Origin of the sequence: Bacillus sp. V59.32b (genome assembly GCF_003429085.1) — a bacterium.
GTDB lineage: Bacteria > Bacillota > Bacilli > Bacillales > DSM-1321 > Peribacillus.
On sequence record NZ_QVTC01000010.1, the window covers coordinates 1 to 18,973 of the forward strand.

Genomic DNA, 18,973 nt, shown 5'->3' on the forward strand with positions numbered 1-18,973 from the left:
TGAGGAGGCTTGCCAGTTCGTCCGCGGAAAGCGAGTAGATTCCATGACCATTTGAAAATTAACAATGGAATTTAACAGAGCTTAATAAAAAGGAGACTGACCATGCTTCCTAAGTAACTCAGCAATAAATATTCATAAACGTAAGTAACATTAAAAGGTGAAGGGACCTTTAATTTTAGTTATGTAAACGTCGGTTAAACCACGTTTTATAAAACAAGATGATGATTATGAGGAAAATCAAATAAAAGATAGCGCTTATTAATAATTTAGGCAATGATGAGATGTAGGTTAGAAAAGCGATGCCAACTACACCCGAATATATATTAACCACAGGGGGAGGAATAACAGGGATTGTTCTTGCAATAAAAATGGCAACAAAAGCGTTTTTTTGAATCATTCGCTGAAATTTATCAATTCCTTTAAACCTTTTCAAATACACACTAAAAAAGTCGGTAAAAAAATAGCGTGCAGATAAAAAATAGATGGCAGAAGAAATTATCCTTCCAAACCAGTTGACCAGTGCCCCGACAACCAAACCATATTTCGCACCCATTAAACCAGAAAATAAAGTAAAGGGGATAATCGGGATGGTGGCAATAAACGCTGAGAATAGAAACATAAGGGGTAAATGCGTATTTTCTTCAATTTCATTTGGGTGGTTTCGGAATACCATTGTATTTGACGACTGGCCATTTTTCCTTCCGTAATGAGTTCATCAGTTCCGGTCCTACACTCAGGTGATCCTGTACTAGTTCTTTTGGAGTCAGAGCCATCCACTGATTTAAGGACACGTCGGCAAAACGATTACTCTTGAACATCTCCAGAAACCATAGGCTTTGGTTGCCTGTATTTTGGATGTAATGTCCCATGGAGAACGGTACATATCCTACATCACCAGCCCGATAATTAAATGTTCGGGCCTTACCACTCGAAGCGAATACTGTCATGCGCCCGGTTCCCGAGAGGTAATACTGCCACTCATCGTTATTCGGATGCCAATGCATTTCTCTCATTCCTCCGGGTTTGATTTCAACCAATGCCGCCGCGATTGAAGTGGAAATGGGAAAGTTGGTGGAGTCAACTATACGTACCGTACCGCCAGAAGTTATGATTGGATCCTGTGCAAGCAGCCGATATGTCATGCTTTTTGGCACAGTACCATAAGGATCAGACACATGCTGGCTTTCCAGTGAGCCAGGCACTTTTGCTTGGAAAATGTACCGCTGTTTTGTAGGGATGTGAGCAAAGGTACTTTTAGGCACTCCAAAATTCGCAGCCAGCACGTCCTTTGGAGTATGTGCGAACCAATCGGTAATAGTAAAGGTATTGAGTTCGGAGAAGTTCCCGTCGTCGAAGACGAGAAGAAATTCACAGCCTTCCTCCAGCCCTTGAATCGAGTGTGGAATTCCGGCTGGAAAGAACCATAAATCTCCTGGACCGACATCGGCAATAAAGTTCCGCCCATCCTGGTCGACCGAGGTGATTCGAGCACCACCCAAAATCATATAGGCCCATTCTGCTTGCTTATGCCAATGTAACTCACGTACACCACCAGGGGTCAGGCGCATGTTCACCCCCGCAAGCGTTGTTGCGATCGGCAGTTCTCTAACTGTTACTTCCCGTGACCAACCGCCGTGATTTAACTGCATATGTGTATCGGAAAAAGAGAATTTTAAGTTAGGCACCGCTCCTGCGTCGGTGGCTGGCGGAACTAGCATGTCAGGGTTCTCAATATCCCTCATGACATCTCGAGGCCCGAAATCGGTTGCGCCTGCACCATCATTCCTTATCGGCTGCGGTACATTTCCGTATGAAGTTTGATTCCAATGGCTTTTTTTCAAAGCGATATGCTCCCTTCGTTGGGATTGGTTGGTATAAAATATCTCAGTTTATGTTTAACCAGGAAAAAGGTACTTGCGGTAGTTAAGCAAGAATAGAGGATTGACAGGATACAGTCGATCATCGGATAACGATATATGGTCTCATCATTTCATAATCCTCGTGCTCCAAAATATGGCAGTGCCATACATACAATCCGGTAAAAGGACCAAATTTCATGATAATTCTAGTTACCTGGTTAGGATTAGCTCTTACTGTATCTTTCCCTCCTTGTTCTTGGGGTTCCGGAGGCATTGCCGGGCCCGTATAATGGATAACCCCTTCCTTGTTATACTTTTCCACATCGAAATCTCTCCGGTCTAATATTTGAAAATCAATTAAGTGAAGATGAATAGGGTGTGCATCCGTAGTTAAGTTAATTAGATACCAAATTTCGGTTGATCCCAATTTTGGATTTTCTGTTATGGGGGCATCCCACTGTTTATTATCCAATAGCATGAATTCACGGCCGTACTTATCCATATTGTCGTTTAATGTTAGATATCGTGTCTTTGAAGCTGTCTGTTCGTTTATTTTTGGAAGAGGCATCATATAAGCCGGAATAACACTTGTATCAACATTTGACAGTGGAAGTGTCACTCTAAATTGCATTACAGTACCTGTATTTTCATCCACTGGATCTCCGGTTGGAAAAGGAGCGGGGGCATCATTTGTCAGGATAATATTCTTGCCATGAAGATTGGTAAAATCAATAATTACATCAGCTCGTTCTGCAGGTGCCAACATGATTTCTTTGACTCCAATAGGATATTGCATCAATCCTGCATCCGTCGCGATTTGATAAAAAAGTTGTCCTGAATCCAGCTTCATCCTGTAAAAACGGGTGTTGGATGCGTTTAACAACCTAAATCGATATTTACGTGGTTCCACTTTTAAATAGGGCCATACTTTGCCATTCACCAGGATGGTATCCCCAATAAATTCAGGAACGATCGACGTTTCCAACTCCGGGACTGGTTTTTCCGGTTGCCTCGGGTAATATAGAGAACCATTTTTATTAAAAGTCTTGTCCTGTATCATAAGAGGGACCTCATATTTCCCATGTGGCAAATTCAATAAACGTTCCTGCTGATCTCTGATCAGATAGAATCCTGCCAATCCAGCATATACATTGAGCCTCGTGATACCAAGCGTATGGTCATGATACCAGAGTGTGCAAGCTCGATTGCAATTTTCATATTGATATATTTGCTTTCTAAAAAAGGGACCGACTTGTTTGAATCCCTTTGTAAACCAAGCCTCGGGGTATCCATCGCTTTCCCATTCAACACAAGCGCCATGTACGTGTACCACGGTTCGAACTTCCGGTACATCCTTATGGGCACCATGCACCGTATAGTCAACAGGCAAAAGATGCTTATCTGGAAGATTATTAATCCATTTAATAAACACTTTTTCTCCGGTCTCTACTTCAATGGTAGGTCCTGGATAGCTGCCTTCATAACCCCATACCGTTGTATCATTTAACTCACTATGGAGTGATTGCTTAAATTCCGTCATATTCACTTCATAATAAGTATGAGACTGATTTTTCCACCGAGGCTTCAACCTAGGAGGAATGGGGAGTTCATCTATGAATTTAGAAAGAACCATATTTCCGCTCCTTTATAACCTGCTAATTAGAATTACCTTCTTTATAAAGGTTATAAATCTTACAAGCCATGTATGACAACTTCAAATGGTTCTTTCCTAAACAAATCGTGCGATTGTGCCAGAATACAAAAAACAAAAGAGACGTACGTTGCTGTTCACCTGGCGGCTACTATTTTAATGATTAAAATTTATCCTGCATACATGAATAGGCATTCACCTATATTTGCCAAAGTGAGTATATTATTGCAGATGAGAATTTTATTAACATGGAGGAATCAACGTGGGTTACTTTGTAACTGTAGAACCAGGCGTAAAAATATATGTTGAAGATGTAAATCCGGGGGGCAACAAGACAATCCTGTTTATACATGGTTGGCCGTTAAACCATAAGCAGTTTGAATATCAGTTTAATGTTCTTCCTGCAATGGGATATCGATGTATAGGCATTGACTGGAGGGGGTACGGTAAATCGGATAAACCAATGAGTGGCTACAATTTTGACAAATTGGCAGACGATATCCGTACAGTAGTTGGTGCACTTCAATTAGACAATTTCACACTCGCGGGTCACTCCACCGGTGGCGCGATTGCGATTCGTTATATGGCCCGATACAATGGTTACGGAGTATCCAAACTTATCCTTATAGACGCTGCAGCTCCCACTGGCTTTACAAAAGAAACTGCTAATCAACTTCTTACTGAAACGTTAAATGACCGGCCAAAGATGATAAGAGGAGTAACGGACACCTTTTTCTTTCAGTATATAACCAGCCCATTCTCGGATTGGTTTTTTCAATTGGGATTACAGGCAGCAGGTTGGTCTACCGCGGCAATCATAGTTTCACTGAGAGATGAGAAGCTGTATGCTGATCTACCAAAAATATTAGTCCCTACTTTAATAATTCATGGCATTCACGATAAAGTAATCCCATTTGCACAAGCTCAGGAACTAAATCAAAAAATAAGAAATTCGCAGCTTGTCCCGTTTCAATACAGCGGTCATGGTCCTTTCTGGGAAGAACGTGACAAGTTTAACAAGCTGTTGACACAATTTATTGGATAGTATAGTTTTTGAAATTATGACAGGAATAGAGTATATGACATACGTAACGATTTGGAGCACGAAGATTATGAAATGATGAGACCGTTAATGTTTACCCGATAGTAGAGTAAAGAAAAAGAGCCTCCCATAAAACTGGGAGGCCTTGACGTTTCAATCCACTACGATATAAGCGATCATTGGACCGTTATTTTTGATGTCATGATGAGCGGTACAAATGAGCCGATAGACTCCTTCTTTCTTAATACGTAAATTCAACACGGTTTCCTTGCCTTTTTTTACTGTCCCTTTAATGTTAGTACCTTCGATATAAAATGGATGTTCTTTCCCATTTACACCAAATATGCTTAATTTTAAAGGTTCATCTTTCGGTACATAAATCGTCCCGGGGTCCCATCGATATGCTTCAATTTCTTTCCCATCATCCCTTGTGGATTTAAATTCCCCGGTGACCATATTGATGGCGTATTTTTTTGCTGCAGTTGACGATCCTGATGTCTCGACAGCTTCCGGCCTTGTTATAAACCAGCCTCCAACTAAAAAGCAGATGCAGATGGCTAAAAATAAAAACCATTTCTTTTCAATAAACACAATCCTCAGAAAAACACCTCCCAAATCAGCTTGTCTCCTTAATATGTATGTGAAAGGGAGGGGAAAGTTGTCTATCATCTTAATTATATAAATCGACTTAAATCGCTCAATTTGGACGGCGTACGGTAACCTGATGGCTTTAAAAAAGGAGTTAGGACTTATTTCGTGGAATAATTATAGTGTAAAGAACAAAGTAGTTAACTGAATATATAATATATTGGGAGGTCATATGAATCCTTTTATTAGCTTATTAATTTATCCTGGAACATTGACAGCCATTTTGAGTTCCGTAGCCTTATATTTTTTTGTTAAGTTTTTTGAAAGGTTACCATCTTCTTATATGAGCATTATTATTATTTCTTTAGTCATTATTATTTCTGTGAATGTATACCGTGGTATTGACTTTTTGTTCTGGTTATTTGATTTACCAAGCAATTTTCATTTCTAATATCGATTGCTCTTAATACTATTTCCAGTGTATATATTAATTTGATAAACAGGCTAAGTATTAATAGCTTTTTATTCAACTGACAGGGCAGGTTAGTTGAATAGTAATATGTAATCTAGGTTCAACAATCAGGCCAGATTGTGGAAAAGCATCTGGAATATTGGATTTTTATGGTTAAAAATAGATAGAATTGTGAAATATTCTTCTTAAACACTAACGAGGGACAAATACATAAATAAAGGTATGGTTTATTTAGGGTAAAGTAATCATACAAGGAGTGTGACATAGTGGAGAGACTGAAAAAAATGAAGTGAAGGACTAACAATAATAGGTGTATTTGCTGGAGGAGTCGCGGGGTGGGTAGTTAATACTGGGTTGAATAATATTACTGATACTGATATGACACACCTTTATGGAATATCAATATTCTTAGGAGTGATTGTTGGGTTACTATGGGATATAGCAGATAAGTTAAACGGGATTAAGAATAAATATTGAAAGGAGGAAGGAGTAGAAGTAACAATAGACCCTACTGACTTCATATCTTTTGCTTTTGAAGCTAATGGGAATACTACTATGTATCAAAGACAAACTGGTGATGTTCTAATATATGCTTCTGACCATGATTTTTTTGATTTTATTAAACCATATAAAAAATATCCTAAATATACAGTTTATGAATTTAAAAACTGCCACTCGTTTAGTGAATGGGTCGAAAGAATTGCTGTACAATGGTTAAACCATATACAAAAATAAGATGCTTTTGTTGAATAATCCATGCCATTCGGAAGGGTTTTTTTATTTAAAAAGTATATTCCTAAATATCCAGACTGGTACAAAGTGGGAATCTCAAGAGGTTGCTTGATATAAGCACTAAATTGGACCAGAATTGTATCAAAGTATTGTTCATTAAAGATAAGCCCTCCAACGGAGAGCTTTAACTTGTTCAACTAATGGGTGGTTTAGTTGAAGATCCAGCGGCTGCATTCAGGTGGAGAAATATAGGCCATCTGGTACTACACCTTATTTAAATAATATAGATATCGATTACATGAAATCGAACTTTCGTTATGGTGTATTACGGGATGTTGAATTTTATTAGTTGTATAACCTCGAGTTAGTATCGAAATTTGCGCCAAATGTTTAAAAGCTGGCCTAATGACAGAATTTATCAGATAGGCTGATTGATTACTCCCCGGCTTTCGAGTTTTATTCAGAGCTTGAATCATTTGTTTAGCGGTACGTATACCTAATCCATGCCCAAAATACGTGCCATCTCCAAGAACAACGGCACTTTCTCCTCTCCACCAGTAGGTATTTGGATCAAAGTCCGGATTATTAAAATAAACAACATCTCCAGGAATGAAATGGTCTATATCAATGCTTTGTAACCCAAGATCAGAATCGGTATGCCAGCTGTATAAATAAAGGTTTTTGAATATTTGATTAAATAACTGTTCACCAATACTGTTTAGAACGGCATGGTAATAGATAATCACCGTTGCCGTTGCGCATTCAAACGCATACAGTGAACTGTTCCTGTAAATGTCCTGGATCGCATCAGATGGCATTACATCACGCCTCAGCATGAATCCGCCCGCCTTTGTCAAATGCCAGTATTGGGCATTGCAACGAGATCTTGCAAAGATTTCAAACCGCGCACGACCTTGATTCATGGCCCTTGCACTTAATATGATGTTTTTGCGCAGTTTGAGTTCAAACGATAATTCTTCAATGGAATTATACGAATGAATCACCGGATCTTCATGCATTCGTTGAATGATTACACTTTCAATACTTCCAGACGGCCACATGCCACTTTGTTGAAAAGGCTTTCCCAATAGTTGTATCATACTATCCCTCAATCCAAGCTAAAGTATCTTTTCTGTTATTGCCTAGCGTATTCAATTCTTCGGTTTAATGTGTATAAAGATAATACGTAAGGCTGTAAAGGTCTTCACTGAATGAACGAAGGCTACTTACGAACGTTCTCCGAAGTCAGTCATTCAGCAGTAGGGAATATCATCGGGACCCGCATGTCTCCTTGGATAAAGGACTCTTCGTATAGAGGATAATCAAAATGTCATGGCTTATAAACTATAATTTCCGCCTGCCTGGTTATCTTCATCTGAGGAGGGTAATCAGGTTTACTTAATGTTCGGACACAGGAGCCGCCTCGAATCCCAGAAGCGGTTTTGTAAATTCCAACAATCCGATTGGCTTGCCTTTTGCAACTATGTTCATTTTAGGGAAGTTATTGGAAGTGGACAATTATTGTAAAAAAGACGCTCTACAGTTATATACTTTTAGACAGACCAGCTATCGCTGGCGATATAAGTCAGATACTTTTTAAAGCCTCTAATATGCTTTTAAAGACATTTTGACTATCCAGGTTGTAAAATATATAGTTGGAAATATGAGTTGTTTAAGAACGTGTCTGAGCGGTTCTGTGAGGAGTTTTAACAACGAATGGGTTTGAGGGACTTCTCTGAACGACGTAATTTTTATTTTAGGAGGAAAAAGATGGAATTTTTCGCAGAATATTAAGCGCATATTGATAACCCGCAACATCGGATCCGAACGGAAGAAGTTTTGACTTGGGTAACTAAGAAATTTCCAAAAATTTAATGCCAAAAATTGCGTGGAATCAGCCTATGTTTACCAATCACGGCACATTTATTATTGGCTTTAGCGTAGCCAAACATCATTTGGCTGTTGCCCCTGAAAGGGCAGGGGATTAATCATTTTTCTGATGACATTGTGCAGGCTGGCTATGTTCACAGCAAGGAGTTGGTAAGTATCCAGTGGGATAGTCCGGTTGATTTCTCATTACTTGAGAAAATGATCGAGTTTAATATTTTGGATAAGGCAGACTGTTCAACTTTTTGGCGGAAATAAAAAAATAGAGAAAGGAAAATAAAAAAAAGTCTGTTATCAGATCCTTTTTTGGTGTTTTTTTATGCCGTGATCCAAATTCCAAAACTTACTTGTAACATAAAGCGAGCTGCAATCGATTGTTTAATGGAAGATGGTCCCATGTGATGATATGTTTATTTCTCCGATGCTTCTCCATAAAAAGGTAATAACCTGGACGGCGAACTAATCATGACAGAAACACTGATAGACTTGCAAAAACTGTTTGGTTTGAAGGTAAGGGCATCGAACTGTTCGATATATGTAGTAGTAAGGGCCTGGAAGGGATCGTGCATAAGGATGCAGAATCCAAATATTGACTGAAGACATAAATGTGTTGTCTTTTTTTTTGCCGAAATGACTGAGTTTTTATTTTCGAGACAACAGATTTATGTCAATATTTTGTGACAAAAATCTGTTGTCTTTTTGTTTTTATGACATAAATGTATTGTCAAATTGGAACACACATAAAAAATACAAATATTATATTCACTTTGTAAACGAAATTTAGTTAGCCTGGAAAAAAGAAACTTATAAGAATTTCACATCCGTTACTTCAATAATGTGATAAGCTGATTTTGGGGGATTTTGTAAAAAAACATCTATTAGGGGAGATTAAGTTGAAAATAGCAGTCGATTTTCTTATTGAATGGGCAGGAAATGATTCATGGAAAAAGAAAATTTGTAACGCTGTACTTTCAGAAGAGCAGGTTGATATAAAAGAACTTACTAAAGAAGTAATTAATCTATTTTATTCAAAGGAAGAAATTATATTTCAAATACCTAAAAATGAATCAAAACCAGAGGCAAATTCATTATTTATTGAAAAAATTTCTCAGCCAATTAATATAAATGCGTTATCTGCAGATAGTGAATTTGTGTTGGGTAAGAATCTAAACGTGATATATGGTGAAAATGGTTCTGGAAAGTCTTCCTACGTTAGGACTTTTCGTAAACTTGCTAATAATTACTATACACAACTTAAAACATTAGAACTTTTACCTAATGTTTATCTCCCAAATACATCTGGAGAACAGTCAATTCATATTTGTTTTAAAGATGGTAGTGACAGTATAAAGGAAACAGTAGATATAAATGTCCCTCATGAAATTTTATCAAAAATAAATGTCTGGGATAGTGAGTCTGTTATTCCACTGATTAATAGTGACTTATCGTTTAGCGTTCTTCCCAAAGGATTTGAATACTTTAAACAAGCATCACAGGTAATAGATCAGATTAAAGAACAAACTACTGCAATTTTAAAAAAGTATGAAGATATGAAAGCACAATTATTTATTGATTCTTCATACGAATTAATCACAGAAGAAATTAATTCATTGTTAACATCCGGAATTAAAAGGAACGAATTACTTTCCTTCTTGCAATCGGAATACCCCATCAGTGATGATATCAACGAACTAATTACTGAGGTAAGTATCCAGGAAAAGGAATTACAAAGTAATAGTCCTCTGGAAAAAATTAAATTACTGCGAGTACATAAAACTAAATTAAATGAAATGAATAAAGAAATTGAAACGGTATCTAAAACGCTAAATGAAGAGAATTTCGAAAAAATTAACCAGTTAATTTATCAGTATAAAGCCAAAATTAAATTGGAGCATAATTTAAATGAAGAATATAAAAAGAGTATATCGGTGCTAAATAATATTAATGAAAATTGGCTTCAATTTATTAAATTTGGTGGCGAGTATTATAAGTCAATAAATGGGAAGCCGAACGAGCACGATCGCTGCATCTTTTGCTCTCAAGAATTGTCTCAATCTAGCGTTGAATTTATTAGTACTAATATAGATCATGTTGAAAAATCATTTGCGCATGAAATAGAATCATTAAAAAAGCAAATAGATGGATTTGAGCCGAAGAATCTAATGAGTAATTTAAATGGAGAGGAAAAAGCAATACTAGAAAATGAATTCCTAATAAAAGAAATTGAGTCCTCAATAAATATAATAAAGAGCAACCAAGAAGTACTTCAAAAATGTATTAAAGAAAAAGAGTTGATAGGTAAGGTTCCCTCAATCGATTTATCAGATTTGTTGATGAAAATTAATAAAGAAATTGAAACTATCTCAACAAGAATAAGTTTTCTAGAGGGAAATGATGCTGAAATTAAGAAGCGATTAAAATCGCTTTCAGATATTAAAAAGAAATTTATGAAACATCAAAAAATGCATCAATCACTAGATAAATTCCATACATATTTAAATATCGATGAAAAATGTGTGAAGGTAAATAATGTAAAGAAAAAGTTGACTACAATAGCTTTAACAAGGAAATCACAGGAAGCATTTGAACATATTGTTAAAGATGACTATGTTGCTCTTTTCAAAGAACATTGTGATGAATTAGATGTAGATAATGTATCAATCCAATTAAAACCTTCAAAAGGCATGAATCTTAGAGGAAAATCAGTTGGCTCTACAAAGTTTAAGATATCTAATGTAATGAGTGAAGGCGAACAAAAAGCTGTAGCATTAGCAGAATTTGCAACAGATTTAAATATTAGAAAAAATTATAATACAGTTTTATTTGATGATCCAGTCACATCATTAGATTATAAAAGGGCAGAAAAATTTGCAAAGCTAATTTTAAAATTATCACAAGATAGACAAGTAATAGTATTTACACATAACATAATGTTTTACTATTTTTTATATAACTTATCACCAAAGAAAAAGAATGATGAAAATTTTAAGTTTTTTAAAGTAGATGAATCTGACACTAATAATAAAGGAATAATTACGCAATCCTTTAGCGGCCGATTAGAAAATTTAAATGAAGCTACCAAAAAAATAAACAAACATAAAAATATCATTGAAAGTAAATCATGTGTTGGAGATATTTTAGAAGCGCAGTTAAAACAGGCATATTCAGATATTAGAACTTGGTGTGAATTAATCATTGAAGAGGGCTTTTTTAAGCATATCATAAGACGCTATGAACCAAATATTCAATTTGGATATGTTCGGAAACTTAATCCTAATTTTATAGGTGAATTAGAAACAGTGGCTGATTTATTTGAAAAATCATGTCGATGGATGATGGGCCACAACCAACCTGTTGAAACTCAAATGGCATCAGCTGGTAGAGCAGCTTTTTTAGTGGATCACGCATATATAATTACTATGTATAATGAATATGGTAAATAGCACTAAAGGCATCTTTTTTAAGATGCCTCTAGTGCTATTTACTTTGAGAAGTACACTGCTTTTGGCAATTAATCGATGTATCTTTTGGCAGTGTGTTATTTAATCCTTTAAGATTATTAATTAAAGGGAATTTGATGTTTGAGGCTGCAGCTCCACAAGCCCCGCAAGCAATACATGTGTCTTTGTCTACATTCGTACACTACTTTGCCATACCCTACTCTTCCTTCTAACAATGTCTTATTTCAAATGAAACCGCCACATATCCTAAACCTAATTGAATATGTGACGGTTTGATTCTTGTTTATTTAGAATGCGGTGTTATCCAACGATATTAACTGAAATCGAATCCGATGTTATTTGCCCCTACAACATGGAGGTTGGATCTACAGGCTGAGCCGGTGTGAACTCGCCAGCCAATGCCCGTCGATGGAGGTCATCATGTGATGCACCTCCATTGGCGGCCTCAATCATCAAATCGGGATCGACCTGCACTCCGAGTGGGTTCTTCATCATCTCTTGTGAATTTCCCATGTATTCTCTCGACTTGTCCCAGTCACCGAAGTTGTCGACTTGCAACTCAATCATGTTGCCATCTGGATCTTTGTAATAGAAAGAAGTGGTCGCGCCGTGGTCCACTGAGGCAATAGGCGTGATTCCGATTCCTTTCATACGTGCATAGGAGTTCAGAAGGTCATTGATCGTTTCATACTCGAATGCCACATGCTGCATCCGAATATGAGCATTCTTGTCTCTATCTTCACTCACACCCGGCAACGACATCAACGCAATGCGATGATTTGCCCTGTCATTTGTGAGCCAAGCACCCACAGGAGCTTGATTCTGATCTACCCCCATCGAAGTGGAAGACTCAAGAATTGTCGTTGTACCGAGTACCTTGTTGTACCAGTCAACCATTTCGTCCAGATTGCCTGTGATGATGCCGAAGTGGTGCAGTGTAGGGCGGATGATGCCGTCGTTTTTTTCTTGTGACATAAAGTTCCCTTCCGGGTTAATTGCAGGTCTTAAAGCTTGTTCATTGGATTGACTCATAAAATATTCCACTCCTTGTAGTGATTTTAACTGAATTTAATTCACTGAATATCATTCAGTTAAATTTATTATAACTTAATTCACGAAAGTAGCAAAAATATTACACTTCCTCAATAGGATTTAGTTTCCTCTAGGATGTGTTCATTCACAGAATTCCCTATTTTTAGTGGCATATGCATACTGAAAGGTGGCGAGGAGTTGATTTTGTTTAATCCGTGTTTTAAACTTCATAAATGGAGCGTCCTTCTATGTGATGGTATTTAAGGGCTTTTGAAATTCTACGAGATCATAATTTATTAATATAGGGGTAATACATATGAAAGAACAGAAGCTAACCAAGAGGAAAGAACGGTCCATTCAAACCAAACAAAATATTTATGATGTGGCTTTGGAACTCATGAAGAACATAAGTTTCAATGATGTCACAATCGAGGAAATAAGCAAAAAAGCCGGGGTATCTGTTGGTTCGTTTTATTACTACTTCAGTTCAAAAGAGGATATTTATCTAAAACTGTTCAAACAAATGGATGAAGAGCTTTTTCAGGACTTTGATGTTAAAGGTCAAACGGGGCCTGTGGATGGAGTCATTCAGGACTTCTTTATCCAACTTGCCAGGTATATTACGGAACTGGGGTTAAATATTACGAGGTATAATCTTTTTACAGATCACACTATTTTTTATGAAGAAGATTTATATATGAATATTGCTTTGCAAAATATAATAAAACTAGGTCAGACAAATGAACAACTCACCACTGATATGAGTGAAAAGGAAATGACTAACTATCTGCTGGTCATAGTCAGGGGAATCGTACTCGACTGGTGCGTCAACAATGGGGATTACTCGTTAGAAGAAAAGATAATGGAGTTTATGAAACGGATTCTTTCGTCCGTCAAATCTTGATATTGATAGCTGGACGACGGCGGCCCATTTCAATGCCTTATCAGGCTATAGATTTCATGAAAAAGACTGGAACTCGTCAATCCTGAAAACATTGGAAGCCACTGCGAAAGTAAAAACACAACTTTCAAAATTTCGGTTAATACAAAAGGCAGGGTTAACTAATATGTACCCTTTGTAAAGGACAATTCTAAAAAAGGTCAGGTAGCCTTAAGAAGATGATCTCTGTATTGAACAGGGGTCATCTTTTTTAGCTTCCATTGATACCTGTGATGATTAGGTAATATACTTGTCTATCTCACGTTTCAATTCAGTTAACGTTTTACACGTCTTTATATTTGCTTCATCTTTAAGGTGGCCAAAGAAGGACTCGATTGGTGCTTTGTCCCAACAGTTGGCCACGTCTAGACATAGACGGACGCAGTCCCATTTTCTTGACGAGTTTTTGAAAGTCAGGATGTGTATAGTGGGTTTCTAGGTCTGAATAAATGAGTGCGTCCTTAGCTTTCTTAAAGTTACGTTTCTTCTTATGGTTGTGTAAAGTGTGGTAGCCAGCTCCATCGTGATGTGGTCCGACAAATGTTCAGCCAGGACTTGCCCCGTTGAACCGTCTTTGATGATGGAAATTGGTCCTTTGCCCATTGTGGTAGATTAGATACGTGATATCAGTGACAAGCACTTTGCCAGGGATCTCTTGCTTAAATTCACGATTTAACAGGTTGGGAACCACTCGATGTTCTTTTGTGGCCTTCATCATTCTTTTGTATGGATTTGCTTTTCTAATAGGGCAGATAATATCGAATTTCTTCATAATTCTGCGAAGGCGTTTCAAATTGTAGACATACTTAAATTGACCAGCCAAATACCGGTTGAGCTTTGTGATCCTAGGATTATAATAATAAGATATTTACATCAATACAGTTCCTATTTTTTTATGAAATGCATTAATTGCTTTAGATAATCTTCTGGTTGTGTCGTTTGATTTTGCATCCAATGCATCGCAGCTCCATAAAGTGCCCAACTTAACATCACCGCAACAGCCTCTACCTCATTTTGGTTTCGGTTAGGCCATTGATTTTGTGCCCACTCTAAAAAAAAGGCTTGAAGTTCCTGTTTAAAAATCGTTTCTATTTGGGGTGTGAATGCCTCGTAGCTTCGCTGACATTGGTTACTGATAGACGTTTGGAACTTAATAATGGATAAAAAAATAGCCTTAATGGTCTCTTCGTTAATTACCTCATGTGTACTTACTTCTTGAATGACTTCTCTCATAACACTTTCACTTAACACCTTTTCAAGCAAGTCATATTTGTCAACGAAATGATAATAAAAGGTTGCACGATTAACAGTGCAGTAGTTGTAATATCTTTAATTGTGATGTCCTTAAAATCTTTTTTCATTGATAACTCGATAAACGCATCCATAATGAGTTTGCGGGTGCGGAGAATACGGGGGTCAATTTGTTTTTCCATAAAATTATCTCCTATTTTTTAGACATTTTTATCGATATGTTGGATATACGATATATTTCTTATTTTATCGGTTGTTTACCGTTTTCCGACTTGTTATATTGATTTTACAACAAGTGTAGGATAAACGAAAGGTGTTGGAGTGGAGAAAATGAAATTAACGATTTTTGGAGCAAATGGTCAAATTGGTCAGCTTCTTGTTAAGCAAGCACTTGAGGGTGGATATGATGTTACAGCCTATACAAGACGACCTAATGCTTTAAATATAGAACATGAAAAACTACAAATTGTAGTTGGGGCTTTAACAGACCGAGAAAAATTAAGAGAAGCAATTGTAGGAAGGGATGCGGTTTTAAGTGCCATTGGACCAGCACTGTCAATGAAACGACAAGTTGTGGACCTTCCTATTGCAGAAGCACATAAAGCTATTGTCTCAGTTATGGAAATGTGCGGACTTAAAAGGTTGATTACACTTGGAACACCTAGTATCTCTGCTGAAGAAGACGTAAAACAATTTATTACTGTGTTTCCAAATATAATGCCAAAACTATTCTCTCCTACTCCATACGCTGAGATGAAAGGAATAGAGACATTGATCAAAAATTCTAAAATGGATTGGACTGTTGTACGGATTATTAATCCGAATGTTAAAACAAATGGTAACGGTTATTCAGTTTCTTTTGGAGATACAAAAGGTAAGATGGGTGTTTCCCGTTATAATGCTGCGAAATGTATGCTTGATGCTGTGACGAGAGACGAGTGGATTCATAAAATGCCAATCGTATTTAACAACTAGGAGGGCAAGCGAATGAGTAAATTTGAGTTTGGTGTCTATTCTTTAGGCGAACGAATACCTGATACAAATGGGAATATTCCTACTGCTCAATCCAGAGTAGAAGAGATTATTCAAATGGCAAAAATGGCGGAGGAATCAGGACTTGATATTTTTGGTGTTGGAGAACATCACCGCCTGGATTTTGTCACATCTTCTTACGCCATGCTGCTTGCAGCTATTGCTCGGGAAACGAAAAATATTAAACTAACCAGCACACTGTCCGTGATTAGTACAGCCGATCCAGTTCGTGTGTATGAAGATTTTGCCACATTGGATTTATTATCGAACGGACGAACTGAAATAATTTTAGGTCGTGGGGCATTTTTAGAATCGTTTTCTCTCTTCGGAGAAAGTTTAGAGAATTACAATGAATTGTTTGAAGATAAGTTAGATCTATTTTTGAAACTACAAGAACAGGAAGTCATCACATGGCAAGGGAAATTCCGTTCCCCTCTTCAAGATTCACAAATCGCACCTAGACCTGTTCAGAAGAAACTGCCGATTTGGATTGGTGTTGGGGGAACTCCTGAAAGTGCAATTCGTGCAGGAAGACTTGGTTTAAATATGGCACTTGGCTTGCTAAGTGGTCGTCCAGAATCTATCAAACGACTAACAGACCTATACTGGCAAGCCGCAAGAGAAGCAGGACATGACTTAACTAAGTTACGAATTTCTGTGACAGGACATTCGTATATAGCCCAAACAGGAGAACAAGCCATAAATGAATTTGTTCCTCACTATAATCAATACTTTGGTTACTTTTTAAAAGAGCGTGGTCAACGCTTCCACACAACAGCTGAGTATTTGATGCCTCAGAGAGATGCTGGACAAATTTTAGCAGTTGGAAGTGCAGAGGAACTAGCAGAAAAGATATTGTATCAGCATGAGTTATTCGGACATTCACGATTTATGGGACAGTTTGATATGGGGAATCAGCCATTAGCCAGAGTGGAAAAAGCTATTGATTTACTGGCAACCAAAGTAGCACCAATCGTTCGTAAAGCCTTATCAAAATAACGTAAAACTTAAAAATAGTTTAATAAATAAAATAATATAACAAGGGGAGAGAAGAATAATGGTGATTTTAACTTATATTTTACAAGGGATTCTTGTATTACTGTTTTTAATGGCAGGGTACGGGAAACTATCAGGATCTGAGATGCATGTGGAAGGTTTTAAAAAATGGGGATATCCACAATGGTTTAGAATTGTAACAGGGATCGTGGAGTTAGTAGGGGCTGTCCTTTTAATCGTCGGATATTGGGCAGAAGCTTCAGCAATAACTGGAGCATTAATACTCGGTATTACAGGTATTGGAGGAATCCTTACACACATTAAGGTTAAGGATTCCTTTAAGGATACAGCGATGATTCTACTCTTAACCATTCTAGCGTTCGTTGTATTTTTTCAATATTTAACGTAAAGAAGTAATAAGATGATATAACATACATTTTGGAGGAAAAATAGAATGAAAATATTAGTTACAGGTTCAGCAGGGAAATTAGGATCAAATATCGTTGAAAATCTAGTGAAGAAAGTACCCGCTTCAGATATTATCGCTGGTGTACGTGATCCACAATCAGAAAAAGCAAAGGCATACGAAGCACAAGGTATTGAAGTTCGCTTAACAGATTTTGAGAAAAAAGAAACATTAGTTGAAGCATTCAAGGGTGTGGACCGTGTCTTCATAGTTTCGACAGTACCTGTTATGGAAACAGCCATCCAACAGCAGAAAAATACTGTAGAAGCAGCGAAAGAGACTGGTGTATCTCAATTGGTTTACTCAAGTGCTCCGCGTGCAGATGTGAGTGATTTCGTTTTAGCTGCTCCTCACCGTGAACGTGAAAACATCATAAAAGAATCAGGTATTCCATATGTATTAGTTCGTAACAACTGGTATGTTGAAAACGAATTAGGTACCATTCAACAATGCTTAAATGATGCACCTTGGGTTACATCTGCAGGAGAAGGGAAGGTAGCTTGGGTCTATCGTCCAGATTTAGGTGAAGCCACTGCCAATGTGTTAGCAGGTGATGGTCACAATAATAAAGCATACGAATTAGCAGGTGAAAACTTAACCCAACAACAATTCGTTGATGCAGTTAATGAGGTTACAGGTAAAGAAATTCCTTTATTAGTTGTAGATTCTGAAGCTCATGCAAAAATGCTAAAAGAGGCTGGCGTGCCAGAAGAATTTGTATCAATGTTAGTCATGATACAAAAAGGAATTCGTGAAGGTGGGTTAGATGCTCCACATTCTGATTTAGAAATGCTTCTAGGTCGCAAACCAACTTCTGTGAAAGAAGCGTTAAAAATTTTATTAAAATAATTACAAATGAAACTGTATCAAACGCCTAGTCGCGCCGATGAAGAGGCTTTGGGCCAAATTGTTAGCCAACTATGCTCAAACAAACAATTAAATGATCTTAGAACTAATTCAAAATATTCGTTTTAATAGATCTAGGAGGAAGAAATCATGACAAATGAAAAATTAAATATCGGAATTATTTTAGGAAGCACTCGTCAGGGTCGAGTTAGCCCTGAAGTTGGAGAATGGGTAAAAGGAATCGCTGACAAACGTGAAGATGCAAATTATGAAATTGTTGATATTGCCGATTTCCAATTGCCGTTTTTCGGAGCAACCGATGGAACAGAACCTGGAATAGCAGCTTGGAGTGCGAAGGTTGCCAGCTTGGATGGATTCGTATTTATTGTTCAGGAATACAATCACAGTATTACTGGGGCATTAAAAAATGCACTTGATATTGCTACTCGTGAAGCTTGGAATAACAAAGCGGCGGGCATCGTTAGCTATGGTGGAGCTGGTGGAGCTCGTGCAGCTGAACATTTACGAGGTATCTTTGGAGAATTACAAATTGCGGGTGTGAAGGGTCACCCAACATTATCTTTGTTTACTGATTTTGAAAATTTTTCAACATTTAAACCTGGTGATGTACATCTTGATACAGTTAATTTGATGCTTGACCAAGTTAACGCTTGGAGCGGTGCATTGAAAATCTTGAGAAATAACGAGAATTGATAAT

General features: G+C 37.3%; 16 protein-coding genes and 2 pseudogenes. 9 read left to right on the forward strand and 9 right to left on the reverse strand.

What is annotated here, in order from left to right; all coding sequences use genetic code 11:
* Positions 1-175: 175 nt before the first annotated feature.
* The 3 genes from D0463_RS02620 to D0463_RS02630 all read right to left on the reverse strand — a co-directional run bounded on the left by D0463_RS02620 (position 176) and on the right by D0463_RS02630 (position 3,492).
* Positions 176-673 (reverse strand): TVP38/TMEM64 family protein, encoded by a 498-nt coding sequence (locus tag D0463_RS02620; protein ID WP_117304753.1) that lies wholly within the window; start codon positions 671-673, stop codon positions 176-178.
* A complete protein-coding gene (locus D0463_RS02625) occupies positions 648-1,841 on the reverse strand; it encodes an oxalate decarboxylase family bicupin (protein WP_117304755.1) in 1,194 nt (397 codons plus the stop codon). Before D0463_RS02625 ends, D0463_RS02620 begins: the two co-directional genes overlap by 26 nt.
* Before the next feature lie 118 nt (positions 1,842-1,959).
* Positions 1,960-3,492 carry a multicopper oxidase family protein gene (locus D0463_RS02630; RefSeq protein WP_117304757.1) on the reverse strand — a complete coding sequence of 511 codons (1,533 nt, stop codon included), beginning with the start codon at positions 3,490-3,492 and terminating at the stop codon, positions 1,960-1,962.
* A gap of 280 nt (positions 3,493-3,772) precedes the next feature.
* Between D0463_RS02630 and D0463_RS02635 the strand changes: the two genes are divergently transcribed.
* Positions 3,773-4,555, forward strand: coding sequence for an alpha/beta fold hydrolase (locus D0463_RS02635; RefSeq protein WP_117304759.1), 783 nt, complete (start codon positions 3,773-3,775; stop codon positions 4,553-4,555).
* A 150-nt stretch (positions 4,556-4,705) separates the two neighbouring features.
* Here D0463_RS02635 and D0463_RS02640 read toward each other — a convergent pair whose 3' ends face one another.
* Complete coding sequence (locus D0463_RS02640) at positions 4,706-5,074, reverse strand: cupredoxin domain-containing protein (RefSeq protein WP_254052703.1); 369 nt, start codon at positions 5,072-5,074, stop codon at positions 4,706-4,708.
* Positions 5,075-6,607: 1,533 nt separating this feature from the next.
* A complete protein-coding gene (locus D0463_RS02655; RefSeq protein WP_117304769.1) occupies positions 6,608-7,444 on the reverse strand; it encodes a protein-glutamine gamma-glutamyltransferase in 837 nt (278 codons plus the stop codon).
* A gap of 700 nt (positions 7,445-8,144) precedes the next feature.
* On the opposite strand from D0463_RS02655, the pseudogene D0463_RS19660 reads away from it, so the two are divergent.
* Together D0463_RS19660 and D0463_RS02665 are read left to right on the forward strand one after the other, a co-directional pair.
* Positions 8,145-8,489, forward strand: a pseudogene (locus tag D0463_RS19660) (iron chaperone).
* A 635-nt stretch (positions 8,490-9,124) separates the two neighbouring features.
* Positions 9,125-11,674 (forward strand): AAA family ATPase, encoded by a 2,550-nt coding sequence (locus D0463_RS02665; RefSeq protein WP_160118351.1) that lies wholly within the window; start codon positions 9,125-9,127, stop codon positions 11,672-11,674.
* 363 nt (positions 11,675-12,037) lie between these two features.
* Here the strand turns inward: D0463_RS02665 and D0463_RS02675 are convergent, their stop codons facing one another.
* Positions 12,038-12,724, reverse strand: coding sequence for a VOC family protein (locus D0463_RS02675; protein WP_117304774.1), 687 nt, complete (start codon positions 12,722-12,724; stop codon positions 12,038-12,040).
* A gap of 316 nt (positions 12,725-13,040) precedes the next feature.
* Here D0463_RS02675 and D0463_RS02680 point away from each other — a divergent pair, with 316 nt between their 5' ends.
* Positions 13,041-13,628, forward strand: a complete 588-nt coding sequence (locus D0463_RS02680) for a TetR/AcrR family transcriptional regulator (protein ID WP_117304776.1) — start codon at positions 13,041-13,043, stop codon at positions 13,626-13,628.
* Positions 13,629-13,825: 197 nt separating this feature from the next.
* Here the strand turns inward: D0463_RS02680 and D0463_RS19765 are convergent.
* The 3 genes and pseudogenes from D0463_RS19765 to D0463_RS19775 all read right to left on the reverse strand — a co-directional run.
* Positions 13,826-14,478: pseudogene (locus tag D0463_RS19765) on the reverse strand (IS3 family transposase); the annotation flags it as partial.
* Positions 14,479-14,549: 71 nt separating this feature from the next.
* Entirely contained in the window at positions 14,550-14,897 is a 348-nt protein-coding gene (locus D0463_RS19770) for a hypothetical protein (protein WP_254052699.1), read from the reverse strand.
* Positions 14,898-14,908: 11 nt separating this feature from the next.
* Complete coding sequence (locus D0463_RS19775; protein WP_254052700.1) at positions 14,909-15,097, reverse strand: hypothetical protein; 189 nt, start codon at positions 15,095-15,097, stop codon at positions 14,909-14,911.
* Positions 15,098-15,245: 148 nt separating this feature from the next.
* On the opposite strand from D0463_RS19775, the gene D0463_RS02695 reads away from it, so the two are divergent.
* From D0463_RS02695 to D0463_RS02715, 5 genes are all read left to right on the forward strand, one after another.
* Positions 15,246-15,890: an NAD(P)H-binding protein gene (locus D0463_RS02695; RefSeq protein ID WP_117304781.1), complete on the forward strand. Its 645-nt coding sequence runs from the start codon at positions 15,246-15,248 to the stop codon at positions 15,888-15,890.
* Positions 15,891-15,902: 12 nt separating this feature from the next.
* Positions 15,903-16,946 carry an LLM class flavin-dependent oxidoreductase gene (locus D0463_RS02700; protein ID WP_117304784.1) on the forward strand — a complete coding sequence of 348 codons (1,044 nt, stop codon included), beginning with the start codon at positions 15,903-15,905 and terminating at the stop codon, positions 16,944-16,946.
* 58 nt (positions 16,947-17,004) lie between these two features.
* On the forward strand, positions 17,005-17,352 hold the full coding sequence (locus tag D0463_RS02705; protein ID WP_117304786.1) for a DoxX family protein: 348 nt from the start codon (positions 17,005-17,007) through the stop codon (positions 17,350-17,352).
* Positions 17,353-17,397: 45 nt separating this feature from the next.
* Positions 17,398-18,258, forward strand: coding sequence for an SDR family oxidoreductase (locus tag D0463_RS02710; RefSeq protein ID WP_117304789.1), 861 nt, complete (start codon positions 17,398-17,400; stop codon positions 18,256-18,258).
* 147 nt (positions 18,259-18,405) lie between these two features.
* A complete protein-coding gene (locus D0463_RS02715; RefSeq protein ID WP_117304791.1) occupies positions 18,406-18,969 on the forward strand; it encodes an NADPH-dependent FMN reductase in 564 nt (187 codons plus the stop codon).
* Positions 18,970-18,973: the final 4 nt, after the last annotated feature.